At 37.8% G+C, this 19,781-nt stretch carries 21 protein-coding genes, 2 rRNA genes and 1 other RNA gene (1 of these 24 only partly in view); 8 read left to right on the top strand and 16 right to left on the bottom strand.

Annotation, left to right across the window (positions count from 1 at the left end; genetic code table 11):
• From EsVE80_RS03070 to EsVE80_RS03055, 4 genes are all read right to left on the bottom strand, one after another.
• A 23S ribosomal RNA gene (locus EsVE80_RS03070) occupies positions 1 to 1,079 on the bottom strand (it extends 1,836 nt beyond the left edge of the window).
• A 229-nt stretch (positions 1,080 to 1,308) separates the two neighbouring features.
• Positions 1,309 to 2,867 (bottom strand): 16S ribosomal RNA (locus EsVE80_RS03065).
• Together the 16S and 23S rRNA genes form the textbook arrangement of a ribosomal RNA operon.
• Before the next feature lie 635 nt (positions 2,868 to 3,502).
• On the bottom strand, positions 3,503 to 3,865 hold the full coding sequence (locus EsVE80_RS03060) for a hypothetical protein (RefSeq protein WP_173102429.1): 363 nt from the start codon (positions 3,863 to 3,865) through the stop codon (positions 3,503 to 3,505).
• A gap of 61 nt (positions 3,866 to 3,926) precedes the next feature.
• The gene (locus EsVE80_RS03055) at positions 3,927 to 4,307 is read right to left on the bottom strand and encodes a CvfD/Ygs/GSP13 family RNA-binding post-transcriptional regulator (RefSeq protein WP_173102428.1); all 381 of its coding nucleotides are present in this window, start codon (positions 4,305 to 4,307) and stop codon (positions 3,927 to 3,929) included.
• Between the two features lie 79 nt (positions 4,308 to 4,386).
• Here EsVE80_RS03055 and EsVE80_RS03050 point away from each other — a divergent pair, with 79 nt between their 5' ends.
• Positions 4,387 to 5,556 carry a MalY/PatB family protein gene (locus EsVE80_RS03050; protein ID WP_173102427.1) on the top strand — a complete coding sequence of 390 codons (1,170 nt, stop codon included), beginning with the start codon at positions 4,387 to 4,389 and terminating at the stop codon, positions 5,554 to 5,556.
• Positions 5,557 to 5,724: 168 nt separating this feature from the next.
• Positions 5,725 to 6,417, top strand: coding sequence for a YczE/YyaS/YitT family protein (locus EsVE80_RS03045; protein ID WP_173102426.1), 693 nt, complete (start codon positions 5,725 to 5,727; stop codon positions 6,415 to 6,417).
• Positions 6,418 to 6,487: 70 nt separating this feature from the next.
• On the opposite strand, the gene EsVE80_RS03040 is transcribed toward EsVE80_RS03045, so the two are convergent.
• Entirely contained in the window at positions 6,488 to 7,078 is a 591-nt protein-coding gene (locus tag EsVE80_RS03040) for a peptidylprolyl isomerase (RefSeq protein WP_173102425.1), read from the bottom strand.
• Positions 7,079 to 7,212: 134 nt separating this feature from the next.
• Between EsVE80_RS03040 and EsVE80_RS03035 the strand changes: the two genes are divergently transcribed.
• Positions 7,213 to 7,689 (top strand): GNAT family N-acetyltransferase, encoded by a 477-nt coding sequence (locus tag EsVE80_RS03035; RefSeq protein WP_173102424.1) that lies wholly within the window; start codon positions 7,213 to 7,215, stop codon positions 7,687 to 7,689.
• Between the two features lie 114 nt (positions 7,690 to 7,803).
• Positions 7,804 to 8,775, top strand: coding sequence for an NAD(P)/FAD-dependent oxidoreductase (locus tag EsVE80_RS03030; RefSeq protein ID WP_173102423.1), 972 nt, complete (start codon positions 7,804 to 7,806; stop codon positions 8,773 to 8,775).
• Between the two features lie 95 nt (positions 8,776 to 8,870).
• On the opposite strand, the gene EsVE80_RS03025 is transcribed toward EsVE80_RS03030, so the two are convergent.
• Entirely contained in the window at positions 8,871 to 9,107 is a 237-nt protein-coding gene (locus tag EsVE80_RS03025) for a DUF1450 domain-containing protein (protein WP_173102422.1), read from the bottom strand.
• Positions 9,108 to 9,196: 89 nt separating this feature from the next.
• Here EsVE80_RS03025 and EsVE80_RS03020 point away from each other — a divergent pair, with 89 nt between their 5' ends.
• Positions 9,197 to 9,706, top strand: coding sequence for a phosphatidylglycerophosphatase A family protein (locus EsVE80_RS03020; protein ID WP_173102421.1), 510 nt, complete (start codon positions 9,197 to 9,199; stop codon positions 9,704 to 9,706).
• A gap of 10 nt (positions 9,707 to 9,716) precedes the next feature.
• On the opposite strand, the gene EsVE80_RS03015 is transcribed toward EsVE80_RS03020, so the two are convergent.
• The 4 genes from EsVE80_RS03015 to EsVE80_RS03000 are packed head-to-tail and all read right to left on the bottom strand — an operon-like array spanning position 9,717 to position 13,169.
• A complete protein-coding gene (locus EsVE80_RS03015) occupies positions 9,717 to 10,364 on the bottom strand; it encodes a TIGR01906 family membrane protein (RefSeq protein ID WP_173102420.1) in 648 nt (215 codons plus the stop codon).
• Positions 10,361 to 11,137, bottom strand: a complete 777-nt coding sequence (locus EsVE80_RS03010) for a TIGR01457 family HAD-type hydrolase (protein WP_173102419.1) — start codon at positions 11,135 to 11,137, stop codon at positions 10,361 to 10,363. Before EsVE80_RS03010 ends, EsVE80_RS03015 begins: the two co-directional genes overlap by 4 nt.
• Entirely contained in the window at positions 11,137 to 11,751 is a 615-nt protein-coding gene (locus tag EsVE80_RS03005) for a YutD family protein (protein ID WP_173102418.1), read from the bottom strand. Before EsVE80_RS03005 ends, EsVE80_RS03010 begins: the two co-directional genes overlap by 1 nt.
• A gap of 35 nt (positions 11,752 to 11,786) precedes the next feature.
• Positions 11,787 to 13,169, bottom strand: coding sequence for a bifunctional metallophosphatase/5'-nucleotidase (locus EsVE80_RS03000; RefSeq protein ID WP_173102417.1), 1,383 nt, complete (start codon positions 13,167 to 13,169; stop codon positions 11,787 to 11,789).
• A 154-nt stretch (positions 13,170 to 13,323) separates the two neighbouring features.
• On the opposite strand from EsVE80_RS03000, the gene EsVE80_RS02995 reads away from it, so the two are divergent.
• Positions 13,324 to 13,605, top strand: a complete 282-nt coding sequence (locus EsVE80_RS02995; protein WP_173102416.1) for a hypothetical protein — start codon at positions 13,324 to 13,326, stop codon at positions 13,603 to 13,605.
• Between the two features lie 75 nt (positions 13,606 to 13,680).
• On the opposite strand, the gene EsVE80_RS02990 is transcribed toward EsVE80_RS02995, so the two are convergent.
• Entirely contained in the window at positions 13,681 to 14,841 is a 1,161-nt protein-coding gene (locus tag EsVE80_RS02990; RefSeq protein ID WP_173102415.1) for an AI-2E family transporter, read from the bottom strand.
• 189 nt (positions 14,842 to 15,030) lie between these two features.
• On the opposite strand from EsVE80_RS02990, the gene tadA reads away from it, so the two are divergent.
• Both tadA and ffs read left to right on the top strand, forming a co-directional pair.
• Complete coding sequence (gene tadA / locus EsVE80_RS02985; protein WP_173102414.1) at positions 15,031 to 15,588, top strand: tRNA adenosine(34) deaminase TadA; 558 nt, start codon at positions 15,031 to 15,033, stop codon at positions 15,586 to 15,588.
• 58 nt (positions 15,589 to 15,646) lie between these two features.
• Positions 15,647 to 15,733: signal recognition particle sRNA small type (gene ffs / locus EsVE80_RS02980), an RNA gene on the top strand.
• A 104-nt stretch (positions 15,734 to 15,837) separates the two neighbouring features.
• Here ffs and EsVE80_RS02975 read toward each other — a convergent pair.
• From EsVE80_RS02975 to EsVE80_RS02955, 5 genes are all read right to left on the bottom strand, one after another.
• A complete protein-coding gene (locus EsVE80_RS02975) occupies positions 15,838 to 16,173 on the bottom strand; it encodes a hypothetical protein (protein ID WP_173102413.1) in 336 nt (111 codons plus the stop codon).
• A gap of 189 nt (positions 16,174 to 16,362) precedes the next feature.
• On the bottom strand, positions 16,363 to 17,736 hold the full coding sequence (locus EsVE80_RS02970; RefSeq protein WP_173102412.1) for an RsmF rRNA methyltransferase first C-terminal domain-containing protein: 1,374 nt from the start codon (positions 17,734 to 17,736) through the stop codon (positions 16,363 to 16,365).
• A gap of 7 nt (positions 17,737 to 17,743) precedes the next feature.
• On the bottom strand, positions 17,744 to 18,370 hold the full coding sequence (locus EsVE80_RS02965; RefSeq protein ID WP_173102411.1) for a YczE/YyaS/YitT family protein: 627 nt from the start codon (positions 18,368 to 18,370) through the stop codon (positions 17,744 to 17,746).
• Positions 18,371 to 18,517: 147 nt separating this feature from the next.
• Positions 18,518 to 19,228, bottom strand: a complete 711-nt coding sequence (locus EsVE80_RS02960; RefSeq protein WP_173102410.1) for a zinc metallopeptidase — start codon at positions 19,226 to 19,228, stop codon at positions 18,518 to 18,520.
• A 95-nt stretch (positions 19,229 to 19,323) separates the two neighbouring features.
• Positions 19,324 to 19,665: a zinc ribbon domain-containing protein YjdM gene (locus EsVE80_RS02955; protein ID WP_173102409.1), complete on the bottom strand. Its 342-nt coding sequence runs from the start codon at positions 19,663 to 19,665 to the stop codon at positions 19,324 to 19,326.
• Positions 19,666 to 19,781 lie beyond the last annotated feature (116 nt).

Below are 19,781 nucleotides of genomic sequence, written 5' to 3'. Positions count from 1 at the left end.
ACCCCACATCCTTTTCCACTTAACATACATTTTGGGACCTTAGCTGGTGGTCTGGGCTGTTTCCCTTTCGACTATGGATCTTATCACTCACAGTCTGACTGCCGAATATAAATGAATGGCATTCGGAGTTTATCTGAATTCGGTAACCCGAGATGGGCCCCTAGTCCAAACAGTGCTCTACCTCCATCATTCTTCACTTCGACGCTAGCCCTAAAGCTATTTCGGAGAGAACCAGCTATCTCCAAGTTCGTTTGGAATTTCTCCGCTACCCACACCTCATCCCCGCACTTTTCAACGTACGTGGGTTCGGTCCTCCAGTGCGTTTTACCGCACCTTCAACCTGGACATGGGTAGATCACATGGTTTCGGGTCTACGACTACATACTCATTCGCCCTATTCAGACTCGCTTTCGCTGCGGCTCCGTCTCTTCAACTTAACCTCGCATGCAATCGTAACTCGCCGGTTCATTCTACAAAAGGCACGCTATCACCCATTAACGGGCTCTAACTTGTTGTAGGCACACGGTTTCAGGATCTATTTCACTCCCCTTCCGGGGTGCTTTTCACCTTTCCCTCACGGTACTGGTTCACTATCGGTCACTAGGGAGTATTTAGCCTTGGGAGATGGTCCTCCCGGATTCCGACGGAATTCCTCGTGTTCCGCCGTACTCAGGATCCTCCTAGGTGCCTTCCAAATTTCGTCTACGGGGTTTTTACCCTCTTTGACTGACTTTTCCAAGTCATTCGACTATCTGAAAGAACTACCATATCGGAGTCCTACAACCCCAAGATGCAAGCATCTTGGTTTGGGCTGTTCCCTTTTCGCTCGCCGCTACTTGGGGAATCGATTTTTCTTTCTCTTCCTGCAGGTACTTAGATGTTTCAGTTCTCTGCGTCTACCTCGTATACGCTATGTATTCACGTATACGTAACATCCTATAAAAGATGCTGGGTTCCCCCATTCGGAAATCTCTGGATCATAGCTTACTTACAGCTCCCCAAAGCATATCGGTGTTAGTCCCGTCCTTCATCGGCTCCTAGTGCCAAGGCATCCACCGTGCGCCCTTATTCACTTAACCTTATAAGACCTTACGGTCTGGTTTTGAGCAGTTCTTCTAGCGATAGAAGCTTACTCAAGAAAATAAGCAATTGAACTTATTAAAAAACTCATTCAACGCGGTGTTCTCGGTTTGTTTTGATTTTTTCTTCAAGTATCCAGTTTTCAATGAACAAATATTTTGAGAGTAAACCTCTCAAAACTGAACAAAGACAAGTGACAAACTGTGTAGTTTCCGTAATATTCCTTAGAAAGGAGGTGATCCAGCCGCACCTTCCGATACGGCTACCTTGTTACGACTTCACCCCAATCATCTATCCCACCTTAGGCGGCTGGCTCCAAAAGGTTACCTCACCGACTTCGGGTGTTACAAACTCTCGTGGTGTGACGGGCGGTGTGTACAAGGCCCGGGAACGTATTCACCGCGGCGTGCTGATCCGCGATTACTAGCGATTCCGGCTTCATGTAGGCGAGTTGCAGCCTACAATCCGAACTGAGAGAAGCTTTAAGAGATTAGCTTAGCCTCGCGACTTCGCAACTCGTTGTACTTCCCATTGTAGCACGTGTGTAGCCCAGGTCATAAGGGGCATGATGATTTGACGTCATCCCCACCTTCCTCCGGTTTGTCACCGGCAGTCTCGCTAGAGTGCCCAACTAAATGATGGCAACTAACAATAAGGGTTGCGCTCGTTGCGGGACTTAACCCAACATCTCACGACACGAGCTGACGACAACCATGCACCACCTGTCACTTTGCCCCCGAAGGGGAAGCTCTATCTCTAGAGTGGTCAAAGGATGTCAAGACCTGGTAAGGTTCTTCGCGTTGCTTCGAATTAAACCACATGCTCCACCGCTTGTGCGGGCCCCCGTCAATTCCTTTGAGTTTCAACCTTGCGGTCGTACTCCCCAGGCGGAGTGCTTAATGCGTTTGCTGCAGCACTGAAGGGCGGAAACCCTCCAACACTTAGCACTCATCGTTTACGGCGTGGACTACCAGGGTATCTAATCCTGTTTGCTCCCCACGCTTTCGAGCCTCAGCGTCAGTTACAGACCAGAGAGCCGCCTTCGCCACTGGTGTTCCTCCATATATCTACGCATTTCACCGCTACACATGGAATTCCACTCTCCTCTTCTGCACTCAAGTCTCCCAGTTTCCAATGACCCTCCCCGGTTGAGCCGGGGGCTTTCACATCAGACTTAAGAAACCGCCTGCGCTCGCTTTACGCCCAATAAATCCGGACAACGCTTGCCACCTACGTATTACCGCGGCTGCTGGCACGTAGTTAGCCGTGGCTTTCTGGTTAGATACCGTCAAGGGATGAACATTTTACTCTCATCCTTGTTCTTCTCTAACAACAGAGTTTTACGATCCGAAAACCTTCTTCACTCACGCGGCGTTGCTCGGTCAGACTTTCGTCCATTGCCGAAGATTCCCTACTGCTGCCTCCCGTAGGAGTCTGGGCCGTGTCTCAGTCCCAGTGTGGCCGATCACCCTCTCAGGTCGGCTATGCATCGTGGCCTTGGTGAGCCGTTACCTCACCAACTAGCTAATGCACCGCGGGTCCATCCTCAAGTGACGCAAAAGCGCCTTTCAAATCACAAACATGTGTTTATGATTTTTATGCGGTATTAGCACCTGTTTCCAAGTGTTATCCCCCGCTTGAGGGCAGGTTACCCACGTGTTACTCACCCGTTCGCCACTCCTCTTTTTCCGGTGGAGCAAGCTCCGGTGGAAAAAGAAGCGTTCGACTTGCATGTATTAGGCACGCCGCCAGCGTTCGTCCTGAGCCAGGATCAAACTCTCATAAAAAGTGTTTGAACAGTCAAATGACTGTTAAGCTCAAATAAAATTGATTCTGCTAGCTATTGCTTGCATGTTGTTTGCTTCTCTAAAAGAAGCGCCCTACACATTGGTTCGTTTGCTTGCTTTGTTCAGTTTTCAAAGGTCTACTTCGTCGCTTTTAAAAATGTTTCAGCAACTCTTATATCTTATCAGTTGACTTAATTCTTGTCAACTGTTTTTTCAAAAAGTTTTAAAAACTTTTTGAAACGATATTTCAGAAATGTGCTGTTTACTAAGCAACTTCGTTAGTTTAACAGTCGTTTTGGCAACTGTCAACAATTTTTTCAAAAATGTTTCAAGTTGTTTTCAATTGCATGACTGTTTCGTCAACGTTGATTAATTTACCACTAAAAAAAGACTAGGTCAACAAAAATGTTTAGAAAAATAATGGATCCTTCCCATTCACATTTTAGACTAAATATCGATTATTCGCCTTTTATTCTCTTAAATTGTATTTTCTTAAAAAATGCAGATTATCTAATATTTAATTACGTATAAATTTTATATAACTGATAATTTTTATCTGCTATTAGTATATTAATATTGTATAGAATATTTTTTATATAAAAAAAGGCGATTGTTAACAATCGCCTTTTACTCTCTTAAAAATAAGGTACGCCTTCAATGTCATAATGCCGAATAACTTCCCGAAACCGTTGTGGTTCTTCCCAACGAAAATCTTCCGGTAAATCGCCAACTAATTTTTCTTCACTTGTTTCAAAAACAAATAGCGGAACATTTTCTTCTGCTATTTGCCCATTTGTTAATTCTACCAAGTCAATATTTTTAACATCTAATTTAACGCTCTCTTTTAATAAGCTCAAAATATTTGCCAAACCAGTACGTTCGTTTGAAAAATCAGTAGAAGCCAATTCCATTGTATCTCCTACAGTATGAACTAAAAATCGTTTAGAGCCATTTTGTAAATGCAACATCACTGTTCCAGCAACTTTTTTATTAGTCACGATACCACCTCGGCTGTTTTATCTGCTTTTATGATAGCACATTTTCAGAAAATATGCATAATTATTTCGCACGATTTTCAGAGTGTAAATAAGAAACAGCTTCCTCAATCCAGTCTGGTAATACTCTTTTTATTGAAGCAAAACCAATTTTTTTATTTTTATTCGTAAAATAGCGTTTTTTGTAATTACGATTTGGAATATAATTTTTTTCTAACGTTCGTTTAGATAAACTAATTTTCTGTGAGTACTCATCAATATCAATAATTTGCACGTTTATTTTTTCCCCAATAGACAAAATATCATGAATATTTTTAGTATATCCTGATTGAACTTCAGAAATATGTATCAATCCTTGAGTTTTATCATCTAAAGAAACGAAGGCACCATAAGGTTGAATACCTGTAACTTGGCCTTCAAGAATATCGCCGATTTTATAAGACATTTGGTTTCCACTCCTTGCTTTATTCATTATACTGTAACTAGAGTTAAAAAAGAAGTTTAGAAATTCAGGAGGTCTTTTTATGTCAATTTTTGATCAACAGCACGAGCGTCGTCAAACAAACAGCGTCAAATGGGATAGCATTGCATCAACTTATCACAAAGACAATCTATTACCTTTATGGGTAGCTGATATGGATTTCACCGCACCTTCATGTGTGCAAGAAGCACTACTTGATTATGTCAAACAAGGTATTTATGGTTATACACTTTTTGGTGACGATCTTTATGAAGCAATTATTAACTGGCAAAAAAGACGTCATCATTACGATATAAACAAAGAAGAAATTTTATTTTCTCCCGGCGTCGTACCCAGTATTGCTGTTAGTATTGAAGCCTTTACAAAGCCCGGTGACAGTATAATGATTCACGACCCTGTTTACCCACCTTTTGCTAAAATGATAGAAGAAAATAAACGAAAACTAATACGAAGTCCCCTTAAAGTTATAAATGGACATTTTGAAATGGATTTGAATAAAATGGAATCCAAAATGATGAAAGAAAATGTTAAACTGTTTATTCTATGCAACCCTCACAATCCTGGTGGACGTGTTTGGACAAAATCTGAATTAAAACATTTAGGCGATTTATGTAAGAAATATAACTGTTTAGTAGTAAGCGATGAAATTCACCAAGATTTGATATTTGCACCCCACCAACACGAAACTTTTCATAATGTTGACGCTGATTTTGCCGACTTTTCAATTGTTTTAACAGCTGCAACCAAAACATTTAATTTGGCCGGAATTAAAAATTCTATGATTTTTGTAAAAAATCCGCAATTAAAAGCAGCCTTTGCAGCAATTCAGGAAAAGAGCGAACAAGATACAATTAATACCTTTGGATTGATTGGTACTAAGGCAGCCTATAACGGCGCTGAGGCATGGTTAACTGAGTTATTGGACTATTTGCAAAAAAATAGTGTATTTACCATTAACTTTCTACAAAAAAATCTACCAAAAGTAAAAGTTATGCGTCCAGAAGGTACTTATCTTTTCTGGCTAGATTTTTCTGCTTACAACTTGACAGAATCACAGTTAAACAAAAAAATGATTGAAGAAGCAGGAGTTGTTTTAAATGGCGGTTATACATTTGGTCCAAGTGGAAAACAACACATGCGGCTAAATATAGCTTGTCCCAAGGCGACATTACAACAAGGATTAACTCAAATTGCCCAGGCTTTTAAAGAATAAATACGTTGGACTGCATCAGTTTGGTGCAGTCTTTCTTTTTCTTCTGTGTTTTCCTTACGTTTATTACAAAAATTTTGTTACACTAAAGGTAAGGAAAAAAATAAAAGTATGGATTTTACTGACTTCTATTTCAAAAATTTCTCTATAAAATAAAAAAGGAGGTCAAATATGCCTGATTTACCAAAACGTTTAATGCAATATATTCCGGGAATTTTTATTTTAGGTCTGGGGACGGTACTTTTTTCATGTTGCCAACTGGGTGTCAGCTCGCTAGTTTCACTGCCATTTACAACAGCTACAATAACAGGTATAACACTGGGAAATGCAACAAGTTTAATATTTGGTTTATTGGTTATCGTTGAAATCATATTAGCCAAAAGTCTGTCATTAAAAATTCTCTTGCAACTGCCTTTTTCTTTTCTTTTTGGTGCTGTAGTAGATTTTTACAATGTTACCTTAGGCTTAGAAAATTTTGTAGTGCCTAATTTAATTGGTAAAATAGCACTTTTAACCGCTGCAGTAATTGCTACAAGTGTCGGAGCCTTCTTAATGGTACGTTCCAGACTAATCTTAAACCCACCAGATGGTTTAGTAGAAATTATTGCATTAAAAAAAGATAAGCGCTTTGGTCAAGTTAAATTTTATTTTGATTTAACAATGATCACACTTGCCTTTTTATTAGGCATGATTTTTTTAGGTCAATCAAGTGGGATCGGTCTGGGCACGTTAACTGCACTTTTATGCGTCGGACGGTTAATTCATTTTTTAGAAGTAAAAACAACACCTCGCCCGGTGGAAGAAACAAATGAATATGCCCAAATGGTTAGATCAAATGATGCAAATAATATCAAAGCACCTTAAATCACATAAAAATACCCGAATAAGGCTATGTTTTATATTCCAAACATCACACTTATTCGGGTATTCTTTTTTAGTCAGTTAAAATTTCTACTGTCTCAATGACAACATCATGAACTGGTTTATCTTGTGGTCCTCTTTGGACGTTGGCAATCTCATCTACGACGTCCATTCCTTCCACAACGTGACCAAAAACCGTATGGCGGAAATCTAGCCATGGTGTTCCGCCTTGTTTATAGGCTTCAATAATTTCAGAAGGATAACCAGCACCTTCTAATTGTCCCAGCATATTTGCTGGCACATTTTGATTATTCACAATAAAAAATTGACTACCATTTGTATTTGGTCCGGCGTTTGCCATAGACAAAGCGCCTCGGACATTAAACAATTCTTTTGAAAACTCATCTTCAAAAGTACCCCCAAACGTGCTTTCGCCACCCATGCCAGTACCTGTTGGATCGCCACCTTGAATCATAAAATCTGGAATAACACGGTGGAAAATAACACCATCGTAATACCCTTTATTTGCTAACTCCTCAAAGTTTTGAACAGTTTTTGGTGCTAATTCTGGAAATAATTGTACTAAAATGTTGCCACGGTTCGTTTTAATCAATGCTTTGTGGCCAGTTTGGTTTTCCAATGTTAGTTGTGGAAAATCGCTCACGATAATTCCTCCTTCAATTAATAGATTAATTTCATGATAGCAGACTTCGCTTATTTTGCCACGTATTCTTGATTTTATTTTGCGTTATTTGTTATACTAGCTGGAAATTTAATGATTTCTACGGAGGTGTAAACATGGAAATTCGTCCTATTCAAAAAAAAGATGATGACGCGTTAGCAAGCATCATTCGTATGAGTCTTGAAGCTAGTAATTTGGCAATTGCCGGAACAGCCTATTTTGACCCTGAACTAAAAGCGCTATCTGCGTATTACGCCAAGTCAGTCAATCGCAATTATTTTGTTGTTATAGGAGATGATAAAGTTCTTGGAGGAATTGGAATTGCAGAATTTTGTCTTGAAAAAAACATCTGCGAATTACAAAAATTATACCTAAGTAAAAAAGCACGCGGAAAAGGTTATAGTCACCAATTAATGGACTGTGCTTTGACATTTGCAATCCAGTCTGGATATTCCGCAATTTATTTAGAAAGCCACCACAGTTTACAAGCAGCATTAAGCTTATATCAAAAATACGGTTTCAAACAACTCTCTGCACCCTTATATCCTACTGCGCATAATGCGATGGATTGCTTTTTGCTAAGAGAAATTTAAGCGGGGAATATATTTCAAAAGAATAATACCTTTTAATAGAAAAAACAGCTTCTTGCCCTTATACTAAGGACTATTGCAGTAGTTTATTGTTGCAACAGATAAGGAGGAAACAAGATGGAAGTCTATGATATTACCATTATCGGTGCTGGTCCTGCGGGAATGTTTGCCGGCTTTTACGCTGGCATGCGCAACGCGAAAACCAAAATTATCGACAGCTTACCGCAATTAGGTGGTCAATTATCCACACTCTATCCTGAAAAAAATATATATGATATTCCCGGTTACGTTCAAATAAAAGCCAATGACTTAGTGCAAGTTTTAGAAAAAAAACTGCAAACTTTCCCCCATACTTATTGTTTGGGTGAAGAAGTCCTTCACCTTGAAAAACAAGATGATGTCATTGTCATTACAACGGATAAAGAGACACACTACACAAAAGCCGCTATCTTAGCATTGGGAAATGGATCATTTCAACCCCGAAAACTAACAGTAGCTGGTGCCAAAACTTTTGAAAATCGCGGTTTGGATTACTATGTCAACGATTTAATGAAGTATGCTGGAAAAAAAATCGCATTAGCTGGCGGTGGTGATTCAGCCATTGACTGGGCGTTAATGTTAGAACCGATTGCAGAAGAAGTCCATTTAATTCATCGTCGTGATAAGTTCCGTGCTTTGGAACATAGTGTTGAAAAGCTTTATCAATCGTCTGTTAATATTATGACGCCTTATGTAATCGATGAAGTTCGTGGCACAGACTTTCTAGACGGGCTAAGCCTGCAGCAAGTCAAAACCAAAGAAAGAATTGAACTATCCGTAGATTACCTGCTCGTAAACTATGGTTTTACTTCCAACTTAAATGTGAAAGATTGGAACTTAGCTGGCACAAGGCAAAGTATCACTGTTAATTCTGACATGAGCACTTCAATTCCTGGCATTTATGCTTGTGGTGATATTGCCGGTTATGAAGGTAAGGTAAAGTTAATTGCAACAGGCTTTGGTGAAGCGCCTACTGCCGTTAATAATGCTTTACATTTTATTGATCCTAAAAATCGGACTCAACCGGCTCATAGCACCAGCTTATTTTAAAATAAAAAAGACCGCAAAGATTCTACTGCTCTTTACTAGTTTAGCTATTAGTAACAAGACAGCAAAATTTTTAGGTCTTTTTTCTATGCAACTATTTAAATTTCATCCCACTCTGAAATAGCTTGTTTGACTTTTGTTAACAGTTCTGACATGTTATCTGCTACAATAACGTCTCCTTCAACCATAACAAATAGTTTTTTTGCACATAATTCACACATACTCAAACAACTAGTAATTAAAAATTCTGCTCTTTCTCTCAGTTCTTCGTCTTCTAACAAAAGATTGCCCTGATGACTCAGATTTTGTTCACAAAATTCTATTAAAGGTTTCATGATACTCTTCCTTTTCTTTGCTTGATATTATCCGATAGTATAACATAAAAGGTGTGTTAACTTTAACAAGATGAATTGGAGGGATTTGAATGGTAATTGAAACAAAAACATTAGAAGAAAAAGCCCGTGAATTATTAACTAGTCGTGGTGTTAGCTTAGATGAGATTGGTGAATTGGTCATGTTTTTACAAAAAGATTATATCAAAGATATTACTTTGGAAAAATGTGTCGAAAGTGTTAACAGTGTTTTAACCAAAAGAGAAGTCCACAATGCGATTATCACAGGTATTCAATTGGACATTCTGGCAGAAGAAGGAAAATTACTTAATCCTCTACAAGAAATTGTCGCTGATGATGAAGGTCTTTATGGGATTGATGAAATCTTGGCATTGTCCATCGTCAATGTCTACGGTTCAATCGGTTTTACAAATTATGGCTATATTGACAAAGTCAAGCCGGGGATTTTAAAAGAATTAAACAGCCATGATGGCAAACATGTTCATACCTTTTTAGATGATATTGTTGGGGCTATTGCGGCTTCGGCGGCAAGTCGCTTGGCTCATCAAAACCCAGGTAAATCTCATTACATTACCCAATAAAAAAGCGCGCCTAGCTAAGGCGCGTTGTTTTTTTTCTTAGACTGGTGTTCCCCCACAAAACAAGGGCTAAAAAGCACAGCTCTAATAAAACAAAAGCAAGAATAAAGCAGTGCATGAAGAAACTCTCAGGCAAAACATTAATAATTGGATCTGTTTTAGGATCAAATAACCAATCATCATTTTGAAAAAATAATTCATGAAAAGTGACAAAAAAACGGTCAAATCCTGTGGCCATCACAAAACCCAAAATTACCGGAATTATCATTCCGAATTTAAAAGGCAGAATTAAACGCCATAAACTCTGTTGTTTTTTTAACTTAACTAAAAAGACAATAGAAGGAATAATAGTTATAAGGAAAACGGCATAATTGAGTAGAAATAATTTTTTGACATCAATAAAATGACCCCGCCCAGCCTCAGACATGGGAAAATCCGGTAAAGTAAGTTGACTTGCAAAAGGATTATTTAAAAAAGCCATCAATTTGTCAAAATTCTTCAACAAGGTTGTTTTATCCACAGTTGTATCGTGTAAAATGTTTAAATAATGAATATCAAAAACATACAACGGACGAAAATTAATCGCGATGGTAATAACCAACGTAATGATGGTCAAAAAAAGACTAAAAAAGCCAAATCGTCTTTGCCAGGTTGTCATCATTTTTTTAAATCCCCAAAGTCCCATTCATCTAAAGAATCCAATACAAACGTGGGTGCTTTAGGGAGGTTGGGCACTTCTGATTTTTTAGTAAAGCCAGATAATACCAACAATGTATCAATACCATTATTTAATCCAGAACAAATATCTGTTTCATAATTGTCTCCGACCATAATGACGTCTTCTTTAGCCAAACCAATTTTTTCGAGTGCTTTATCCATAATAATTGCTTCTGGTTTTCCGATAAAAATCGGCTTTGTTTGGGTCGCCGTTTCTACTAAGGAAATCAATGAACCAGCTCCAGGTAACAAACCTCTTTCAGTTGGTATGTTTTTATCGGGATTAGTTCCAATAAACGTAGCCCCTTTTTGAATAGCTAATGTGGCCAATACAAACTTCTCGTATGTCACATTGTTGTCCAATCCAACCACTACATAATCCGGATTTTCCTCTTCCCAAACAAATCCAGCAGCTAATATCAAGTCAATCAGGCCTGCTTCACCAATTACAAAGACTTTATTTCCAGCCTTGTCAGCTCTCATAAAGTCAATTGTCGCTAAAGTTGCCGTATATACTGTCTCTGGCGCTACATCAATATCAAATTCATGTTTCAAACGATGTGCTACAGTTTCTGGACTACGCGTAGTATTGTTGGTAACAAATAAAAAAGGGAGATTACGGCGTTTTAATTCATCCACAAAATTTTTACCGGCTAAAATTGGTTCTTGCCCACGATAGATGGTACCATCTAAATCAATTAAATATCCTTTGTACATTAATCTTCTCGCTTCCTAATTGTAAAGCCGCCTTTTTTCCCCTCTTTTTTGCTAGGTTTTGCAGCATTCTCTGTTTTCTTTGTTGGTTGTTTATCAACTTTTTTCTTTAAAACCGGCTTTGTTTTTTTTCTTACTTCTGTTTTCTTTTCGGCAATATGTGCTTGCACCGGTTGGTTGGTGTAATTTTTCTTACGGCGTTTACGATTTTGATTTTTTTCCCGCTTATTTCCTACCCGTTGAATTACAAAATAAGCACAGCCAAAATTACAATACTCATATAAATAATCTTCTAACGTATCAATACGTTGTTCTGGTTGTGCCTTTTTATCATCCGCATTGAAAAAACCTTTCAAGCGTAACTGTTCATAACCCCAATCCCCAACAATATAATCATAACGAGCTAAAACCTCGCTGAAACGTTCCCCTAATTTTTCTGCGTCAAAGCCTTCCCGGTGGTCATAAACAAGCTTGTACTGACGTTGTCCAATCATAAAATCTGTTTCATTAATCGGTGTCACAAGTTCGCCTTTTTGCGGTTTTGCCACTTCTTCGGTTACGACTTCCTCTAAAACCGTCGTTAATTCTTCGGTTAGATTTTTGTTTTCTTTTGTCATTCTTTCACCACCTGTTTTTTCATTATACCTTGTTTTTATTTACTTGGATAGTGAGTTTGCAAATACGTTCCCAGTACGCTACGGATAAATTCTGGAAATAAAAATTCATACTTTCCCGCAATCTCAATTGTAGGAAAAAACGGGACAAACATAAAATGATCTACCGTTGTAAATGTATATGTTTTTTCATCATCTAATTTTTCTCCTAGCCAATAAACTTCATGATTAACACTGTCATATAAAATACCATCATACGTAATCACACCAAAAATCTTCCCGCGAAATCCCATGCCCAACATAGGAAAATTACGTAAAAAGTTGCGGTTTTTCTCCATTTCTAAAACTAAGCGGCGGACATCTGAACCTTTTAAAGTTACATTTAACAGATGCATCGGATGTGGCAAGGTTGTATGCAATTGATCTTGGTTTACTTCTCCTTTTGGCAATTCTTGCAAAAATAAACCACTATTTAAAATAGCGACATCTGTTTGTCCCCTTTTTTCTACTGCTTTTAAAGCTGCATCAATTAAACGGTGTTCACCGTTTAAATCCAGTGTCAAAGTGTAAGGCAAAGTGGCAACCTTTTGTGCCTTTAATAGCTCGTGTCCTTTTTGTAAATAACCACTTATCTCTTCTTCATCCTCTGGAAATGCTGTGAGTGTTGCCGTTTCAATGGTACGAGCTTTTTTAGAAATAATTTTATGATTTTCATCTAATTCCAGCCGTACTTCACCAATGTAGTATCCAAATTTCCCCGCAGCAGCCAACTGTACACCGTTAACAACTTTTCCTTTTGGAAACAAATGATGGGTATGCGATCCTAAAATAACATCCAGCTCCGGCATTTCACTGGCAATTAATTGATCATCTTCAATCCCCAGATGACTCATTAATACTAAAACATCAACTTGCGGTCTTAAATGTGCCACTAAATTAGGTAAGATTTCTAGCGGATAACGAATATCCCAACCATTAGGACTATAGGTAAGTGGAAATGGTGCTGTCAATGCAATAAGCCCAACTTTTGTACCAGCTTGTGTTGTAATAATTTTATATTCTTTGCTCCATTTTGGTGGTTGCAATGTCTTTTTATCAAATAAATTGGCTAACAAAATATCAAAATTAGCGCCCTCGTATAGCTGATTTAGATCTTGTTTTGAATTACCCACACCTTCATTATTTCCAATTGTAACTGCATCATAAGAAACTGTGTTCATTAACGCAACGTTGGCTTTACCATTGGTTGCTTCTGATAATGGATGCCAGCGGTCGATAAAATCCCCCAGATCAACCGTAATAGCCCCGTGTCCTTTTTTGGCTAATTCGCGCTGACGTTGTTCAAGATAACGTCTGATTTTTGGCCAATTTTCTAAATGAGAGTGCAGATCATTGGTGTGCATAATGGTAATTTTTTCCATAATAAAGCCTCGTTTCTAAAGGGATGTAAACATTCTAAGTTTAGACTAGCATATTTTTTTCATAGCGTCTTATTTTGTCTTTCAAATTTGAAATCTTTTGCTCAATCACAGGTATTTGCTAAAATAGACCTAGTAGAAAAAAGGAGGAATAATGATGAAAGACACGCTAAAAAAAGAATGGGAAAAATTATTTAATAAAACGCACGACCTAGCTCAATTAAAAAATCTTCACAAAAATGAAAAAGGCCACTTTATTACTCCAGACGGCGTCAAAACTGAAGTTTGGGAAAAGCATGATGAAACTGGTTTGAATGCGCTAATGGCATCTGATTGGGAATCTTTTCTTGATGGAAATGACGTTTTCAGTCAATTAAGTTTGGCAGAACAAAATGAATTAAAAGCTAATGCCCCCCGCTATGAAGACTACCAAGAATAATTTTTACTATTCGAAATTCTCAAAAAACAAATGCTATGCTTTATAGAGGATATAATCTACAAGCATAGCATTTATTTAATCTTCAAAATTTGTCTCTTCGTATTTTCCATACTCCCCATAAAAGCGATTATAGCGCCCTTTTAGTTTGCGGAAGCAATAAATACATAAAACTTTCAGCACAGCATAAATGGGAATCCCAAAAATTAAACCAAACATTCCCATTAAATCTCCCATCACCAACAAAACCAAAACAATCGTAATTGGATGAACAAGAAGATGTTTCCCCATCACAGCAGGTTCAATCAAATGGCCATTTAACATTTGGACAATCACCCAAACCAGACACATTTTTATTAGCATCCCAAAAGAAGACATCAAGGCTACGATAAACGCCGGTATAAATGCAATAAATGGTCCTATATAAGGAATAATTGCTGTCACCCCAGTTAATAATGATAAAGATCCTGCAAAGGGCATACCAATAATTAAAAAACCAATAAAAGTTAACAGACCAATTGCAATACTAACTAAAACTTGTCCTTTTAAATATGCCCCCACTTGTGTATTCATACTGCCTGCAATTATTTTGGCATCTTTACGAAAACGCGGTGGAATTAATTTGGTAACATAGCTAAAAAATTTACGATCATCCTTTAATAAGAAAAACGTAATAATTGGTGCTGTCCCAATAATCAATACTGTACTGGTAATGGTTGAAACAACATTGGATGCTCCTTTTAAGACACCTGATAAGTAATCCGTCACTTGACTGGACAGCCCTTCAGACCAATTTTGCAACTTATCCATTGTTTGGTCGAGCGGCTCTTCAAAGGGAGAATTATCAAAAAGCTTTGTTATCATTTTTATCGACTTATCCACGTAATCAGGAAAGGAAGAAACCAAAGAAAGAACTTGTTTTTGAATAATGGGACTAATTAAAACGACAGCAACCACGACTAAAGCAATCAAAATCACAAATAACGCTGCCACACTGATTACCCGCTTTACGCCCTTCCCTTCTAACCAATCGATAATAGGATTAAATAAATAATATAAGACCATCGTTAAAATTAACGGACCACTAATAGCTTTAAAAATTGTTACAAAAGGATCAAATAAAAAATCTAACTGGGCAAAAAGCCATAAAACAGCGCCTAATAAAAGTAACACCACTAATGTAAAAATTAAGTTTCGACCACCTAAAAATTGTATCCAGCGACTCGCTTTTTTCTCCATTGTCACCACCTCCTACTTTGATTGTAGCGGAGTTCAAAAAAGGTGTAAAAGAATACGATGTTTTAAGCTGTTATTAAGCTAATCGTATTATAGTTTTACCATACCCAATATTTTTTCATTTCTTCTTTTCTAGCACCCTAGTAAAACTGCCAATTTTGCTAGGGTGCCTCTTTTGTCTCTTATAAAAAAATGCTAAAATTCAGTGAGGTGAAAATTGTGAAAAAAAGCAGTACTTTAGATACTAGAGCCAAAGAAAAATATATGCTTCTAGCGCTGGAACAGGCAAAAAAAGCCCAAGCCATTGGCGAAGTTCCTATTGGTGCTGTAGTTATTTTGGACGGTGAAGTTATCGGTTGTGGTTATAATCGCAGAGAAGCAGACCAAGATGCAACTGCTCATGCTGAGATGTTGGCTATTCGAGAAGCTTGCCAAAATGTTGATAGCTGGCGTTTAGAACGTAGCCAATTATTTGTCACACTGGAACCTTGTCCCATGTGCAGCGGGGCAATGCAACTCGCTCGGGTGGAAGAAGTTTACTTTGGTGCTTATGATCCAAAAGGTGGTGCTGCCGGATCACTACTAACAATTTTGACTGATGAACGCTTTAATCACTGGTCTTATGTGGAAGGTGGCATTTTACAAGGTGACTGTAGTCAAATCTTAACTGACTTTTTCCGCGAACTACGCGCAAAACGTAAAGCAGAGAAAAAATTGCGGCAACGAACATCAGAAGCAGAATTTGAATAAAACTTTAGAAAAAGACTAGCCAAAATTGTTTAAATACGCTATACTAGTTTTTGCCGCAAGGCTAGGACAATGGCAGGCTTGTGAATTGTGTCAGATCTGGAAGGAAGCAGCACTAAGCAGGATCTGCCATGTGTCTGATTAAACAGAACTTAAGCGAGACTTTGGTTTCGCTTTTTTTTTTTTGCAATAAAACTTTATAAAATAAAAAAGAGAGGCCGACGATCCCGATCGGTCTCTCTTTTCATCTTTTTAAACAATTTGATCAATCAAACCACTTAATTTATCTTTTAAGCTTTCAGTTGTTTCTTTTAATGAATCCCCGTAAACAGAAATTTGCTTACGACCTGATTTAATTTTTTTCATGACATTCATCAACGAATCCAACTCTGTATCTGATAAATTATCGACAACAGACAGTAGTTTTTCATTACCATCAAACTTATCGTCAACAAATCGTTTTACTTTGTAGCGATCTTTTTTATGACGAATCTTGTTAATTACAGCATCAGATGCAATTACCGCGGTAGTAATACCAGCCACTGCCGCAATACTTAAGCCAATTGTTACTTTTGTCTTATTTTTCATTTTTTCAGCCCCTCTTTTAAGAACTTTTCTACTACTTCATCATAGCACAGAGAAAAAAATAGCAAAACCAAAAGGGCTTTCACAGACAAAAAGCAACGACATGCTAAATTTTTCTTATTCTTTTTTGCTCGTCGATTTTGCCAGAACATACAAAAAAGCCCACAACTGAAATACGTTTTAGCCTTCGTTTTATTTTGCTAATGGTTCACCTTTAAAACGCAGTCCTTTGGGATAAAAATTTTTTACTATACCTTGGACTTGTTTACCAAAACCTATTGGCACTTCATCTACACATAATAAAACCCATCCAGCATTCCCTTCTTTTGTAAAAGTTTCGCCAGCAACATAATGTAACCAATCTGTATAACTAATTTTAAGGATTGGAAAAGCTGAAATCGTTTGTTGCGTAGCGGTCATGGCCAAGTTAAAACTTGGTTCCATTCGTCCTTTTTTTAATACGCCTAATTCCACACCATTACGCAAAACTTTAATGCCCGTTAAATCCGGAGCTGCTTGAGGTACAGCCCAAACATAATCCCCAAACATCTGCAGAGTACTATTTTGAGGCAAGGGAAATTTTTGCTTAAAGTCATTCAGCAGTGTGCTGGTTTTCTTGCTTATTTTTGTTTTTCCATCTTTTTTCTTCTTGTTCACAATTGGGTTTTCACCGTGAAAAGTTAACTTGGCCACAAAATGTCCTTCGCCTTGATTTAAATGCGGCCATAGGCGAATTGTCTTAACTAAATCAGGATTGCCATCTCCCCATTCTGGACGACCATAAGCTACATTTTTTTGCGGAATTGTTTCAATTGTAAAGGGATACTTCTTTACTAACCAACTAATAATTTCTTCATTTTCTTCTGGGGAAAAAGTACAAGTCGAATAGACCAGAGTTCCACCATTTCTTAGCATTTTAACAGCTGCAGTTAAAATCTCTTTTTGACGTGTGGCACATTTTAGCGATGTATCTGCTTGCCATTGGTCCATGGCAATGGGATCTTTACGAAACATCCCTTCCCCAGAACAAGGGGCATCAACAACAACACAATCAAAAAAACCGCTGAAAGTTGTCACCAACTCATTGGGAGCATGGTTGGTGACAATCACATTCGTACTCCCCCAACGTTCAATGTTCTCAGACAAAACTTTAGCACGTTTAGGAAAAATTTCATTTGCCACTAACAAGCCTTCTCCATTTAATTGCGCTGCTAACTGTGTGGACTTTCCACCCGGTGCCGCACATAAGTCCAATACTTTTTCTCCTGGTTTTATAGCGGCTGTCGCTGCAACTATCATCGCACTTGGTTCTTGACTGTACACATAACCGGCTTGATGCAATAACGTTTTACCTCCGACATTACCTAAAAATGCATTTGTCGCATAAGGAGCAGCTCTTCTTTTGGTTGGTCCATATTTTGTAAGCATTGCAAAGGAATCCGGTTTTGAAGGATTAAGTCGATAACCTTTGCTAACACGCCCTTTGGTTAAAGCAGCAAAAAAATCTTCTGCTTCCTCTTGCAATAATTTTTGATATTTTTCATAGAATGCTTTTGGTAATTCCATTTTTCTCCTACCTTTTTGTTAAAGAATTAACAACCGGATGGGTAACTTTTTGGTCAAAAAAACTAATAAACGGACCAGTTAAAAAGGCACTGATAAACGTCCCAATTCCAATTGGTCCGCCAAAGATAAAAGCCACCACACTAAAAGTGACATCTTGAATAACGCGAATAATACGATAAGGTGCACCTGTTTTATCCACAATAACGGGTGCAATTGCATCATAAGGTGCATTACCAAGTTCTGCGCCCATATACAACGACGCACCAAAACTAAAAAGCAAGATACCGATTATTAAAAAGAGCAGCTGCATAAAGATGTTTGTGGCAATTAAATCTAATTTGGTAAAAATTTCTGTATAAAAATCAATAAAAAATCCTGCCAGTACCATATTGATAACAGTTCCGATACCGATGTATTTTTTTCCCAAGATAAAGATTACTACTAAAATAATAATATTTACCATCAGTTGATAGACGCCTAATGATAACCCAAACTTTTCTCCTAATGCAATATTTGTAGAGGTATAAGGATCTAAGCCAACTTTTCCCATACGTAAAGTTGTTGCCCCTAGTGCCAAAATAGCAACACCTACTAATGCTATAAAAGAGCGAATACTAATTTCCTTTTTATTCATGTTATTCCTCCAGCTTGACTGTAAAAAGCAATCAGTTCATTTATTTACCATTTTGTCAAAATTATAAAAATAGTGCAAAGATTTGCCTTACATCGAGTATTCTGTATAAAAAAATACGCAACCCAAATCGGTTACGCATTTAAAGACTTAATCACGGCGATTACCACCAAAAATTAAAATTAGACGTAGCAGTTGTAAAAACGTAGCTACAGCTGCAGCTACATACGTTAAGGCTGCGGCAAATAGTACTTTTCGTGCCATCGGTAATTCTTCTTCTGTTAACAAATTTCCATTACTCAAAATCTTCAAAGCCCGAGCCGAAGCATTAAATTCCACCGGTAAGGTCACCAATTGGAAAATTAAAGCCAACGAGAAAGCCCAAAGTCCAATCGTAACAAGTTTGGGGGCACTTAAGAAAAAACCAATTAAAATAATAGGAAATGCTAAAGTGGAACCAAAGTTTGCCACCGGTACAATGGCCGCCCGCAAACGTAGCGGCATGTAACTTTTTGCGTCTTGAACTGCATGCCCACATTCATGGGCGGCAACGGCAATTGCAGCGACAGAAGTAGATTGGGCCGTTGCTTCTGATAGACTTAACATTTTTGTTTGAGAATTGTAATTATCTGTCAGATTTCCCGCAATTTTTTGTACACCGACATCGTTAATCCCTTGATCATTCAAGATGTATTGAGCAGCTTGTGTTCCCGTAACATAATTACGGCTTTTTACTTCATCGTACTTCCTAAAAGTACTATTGACATAGGCTGATGCAATGCCAGATAACACCAAACCGATAATCACTAAAATCATTGTTGGATCAAAAAACGGCATAAAGCCATAACCCATTCCATACATAGTCGTTTCCTCCCTCACACAATCAAATAAGACTTTTCTACCTTTATTTTACCATTTTATCCATGAAAATATTGTGAAGAGAATCGGAAGGAATTTTATAATTTTTTGACGAATTCTGACTTTAATTTCATGGGGCCAAAACCGTCTACTTTGCAGTCAATATTATGGTCTCCTTCAACAAGTCTGATATTTTTTACTTTTGTACCTTGTTTAATAGGATTAGAAGCTCCTTTTACTTTTAAATCTTTAATCACAGTGACGTTGTCGCCATCTTGTAATAAATTGCCGTTTGCATCTTTTGCAATTACGCCCTCTGCTGTTTTTTGTGCTTCTTTTGAAGCGCTCCATTCATGACCGCATTCAGGACAAACAAATAAACCGCGATCTTCATAAGTATATTCAGATCCGCATTCTGGACATTTCGGTAATTGTGACATTTCACTTCTCCTTTAAATTTCTTTCGTAGCTTTCATTTTACATAAAAAAACTGGTGGTGAAAAGACTTCATGAAAATTATCTCATCTAAGAAATGCACTCTATTTTAAACTTTTTA

This window comes from Enterococcus saigonensis, assembly GCF_011397115.1.
In the GTDB taxonomy this organism is placed as follows: Bacteria; Bacillota; Bacilli; order Lactobacillales; family Enterococcaceae; genus Enterococcus_C; species Enterococcus_C saigonensis.
The sequence above is the reverse complement of the archived record's forward strand: the minus strand, read 5'-3'. Positions and strand labels throughout refer to the sequence as shown.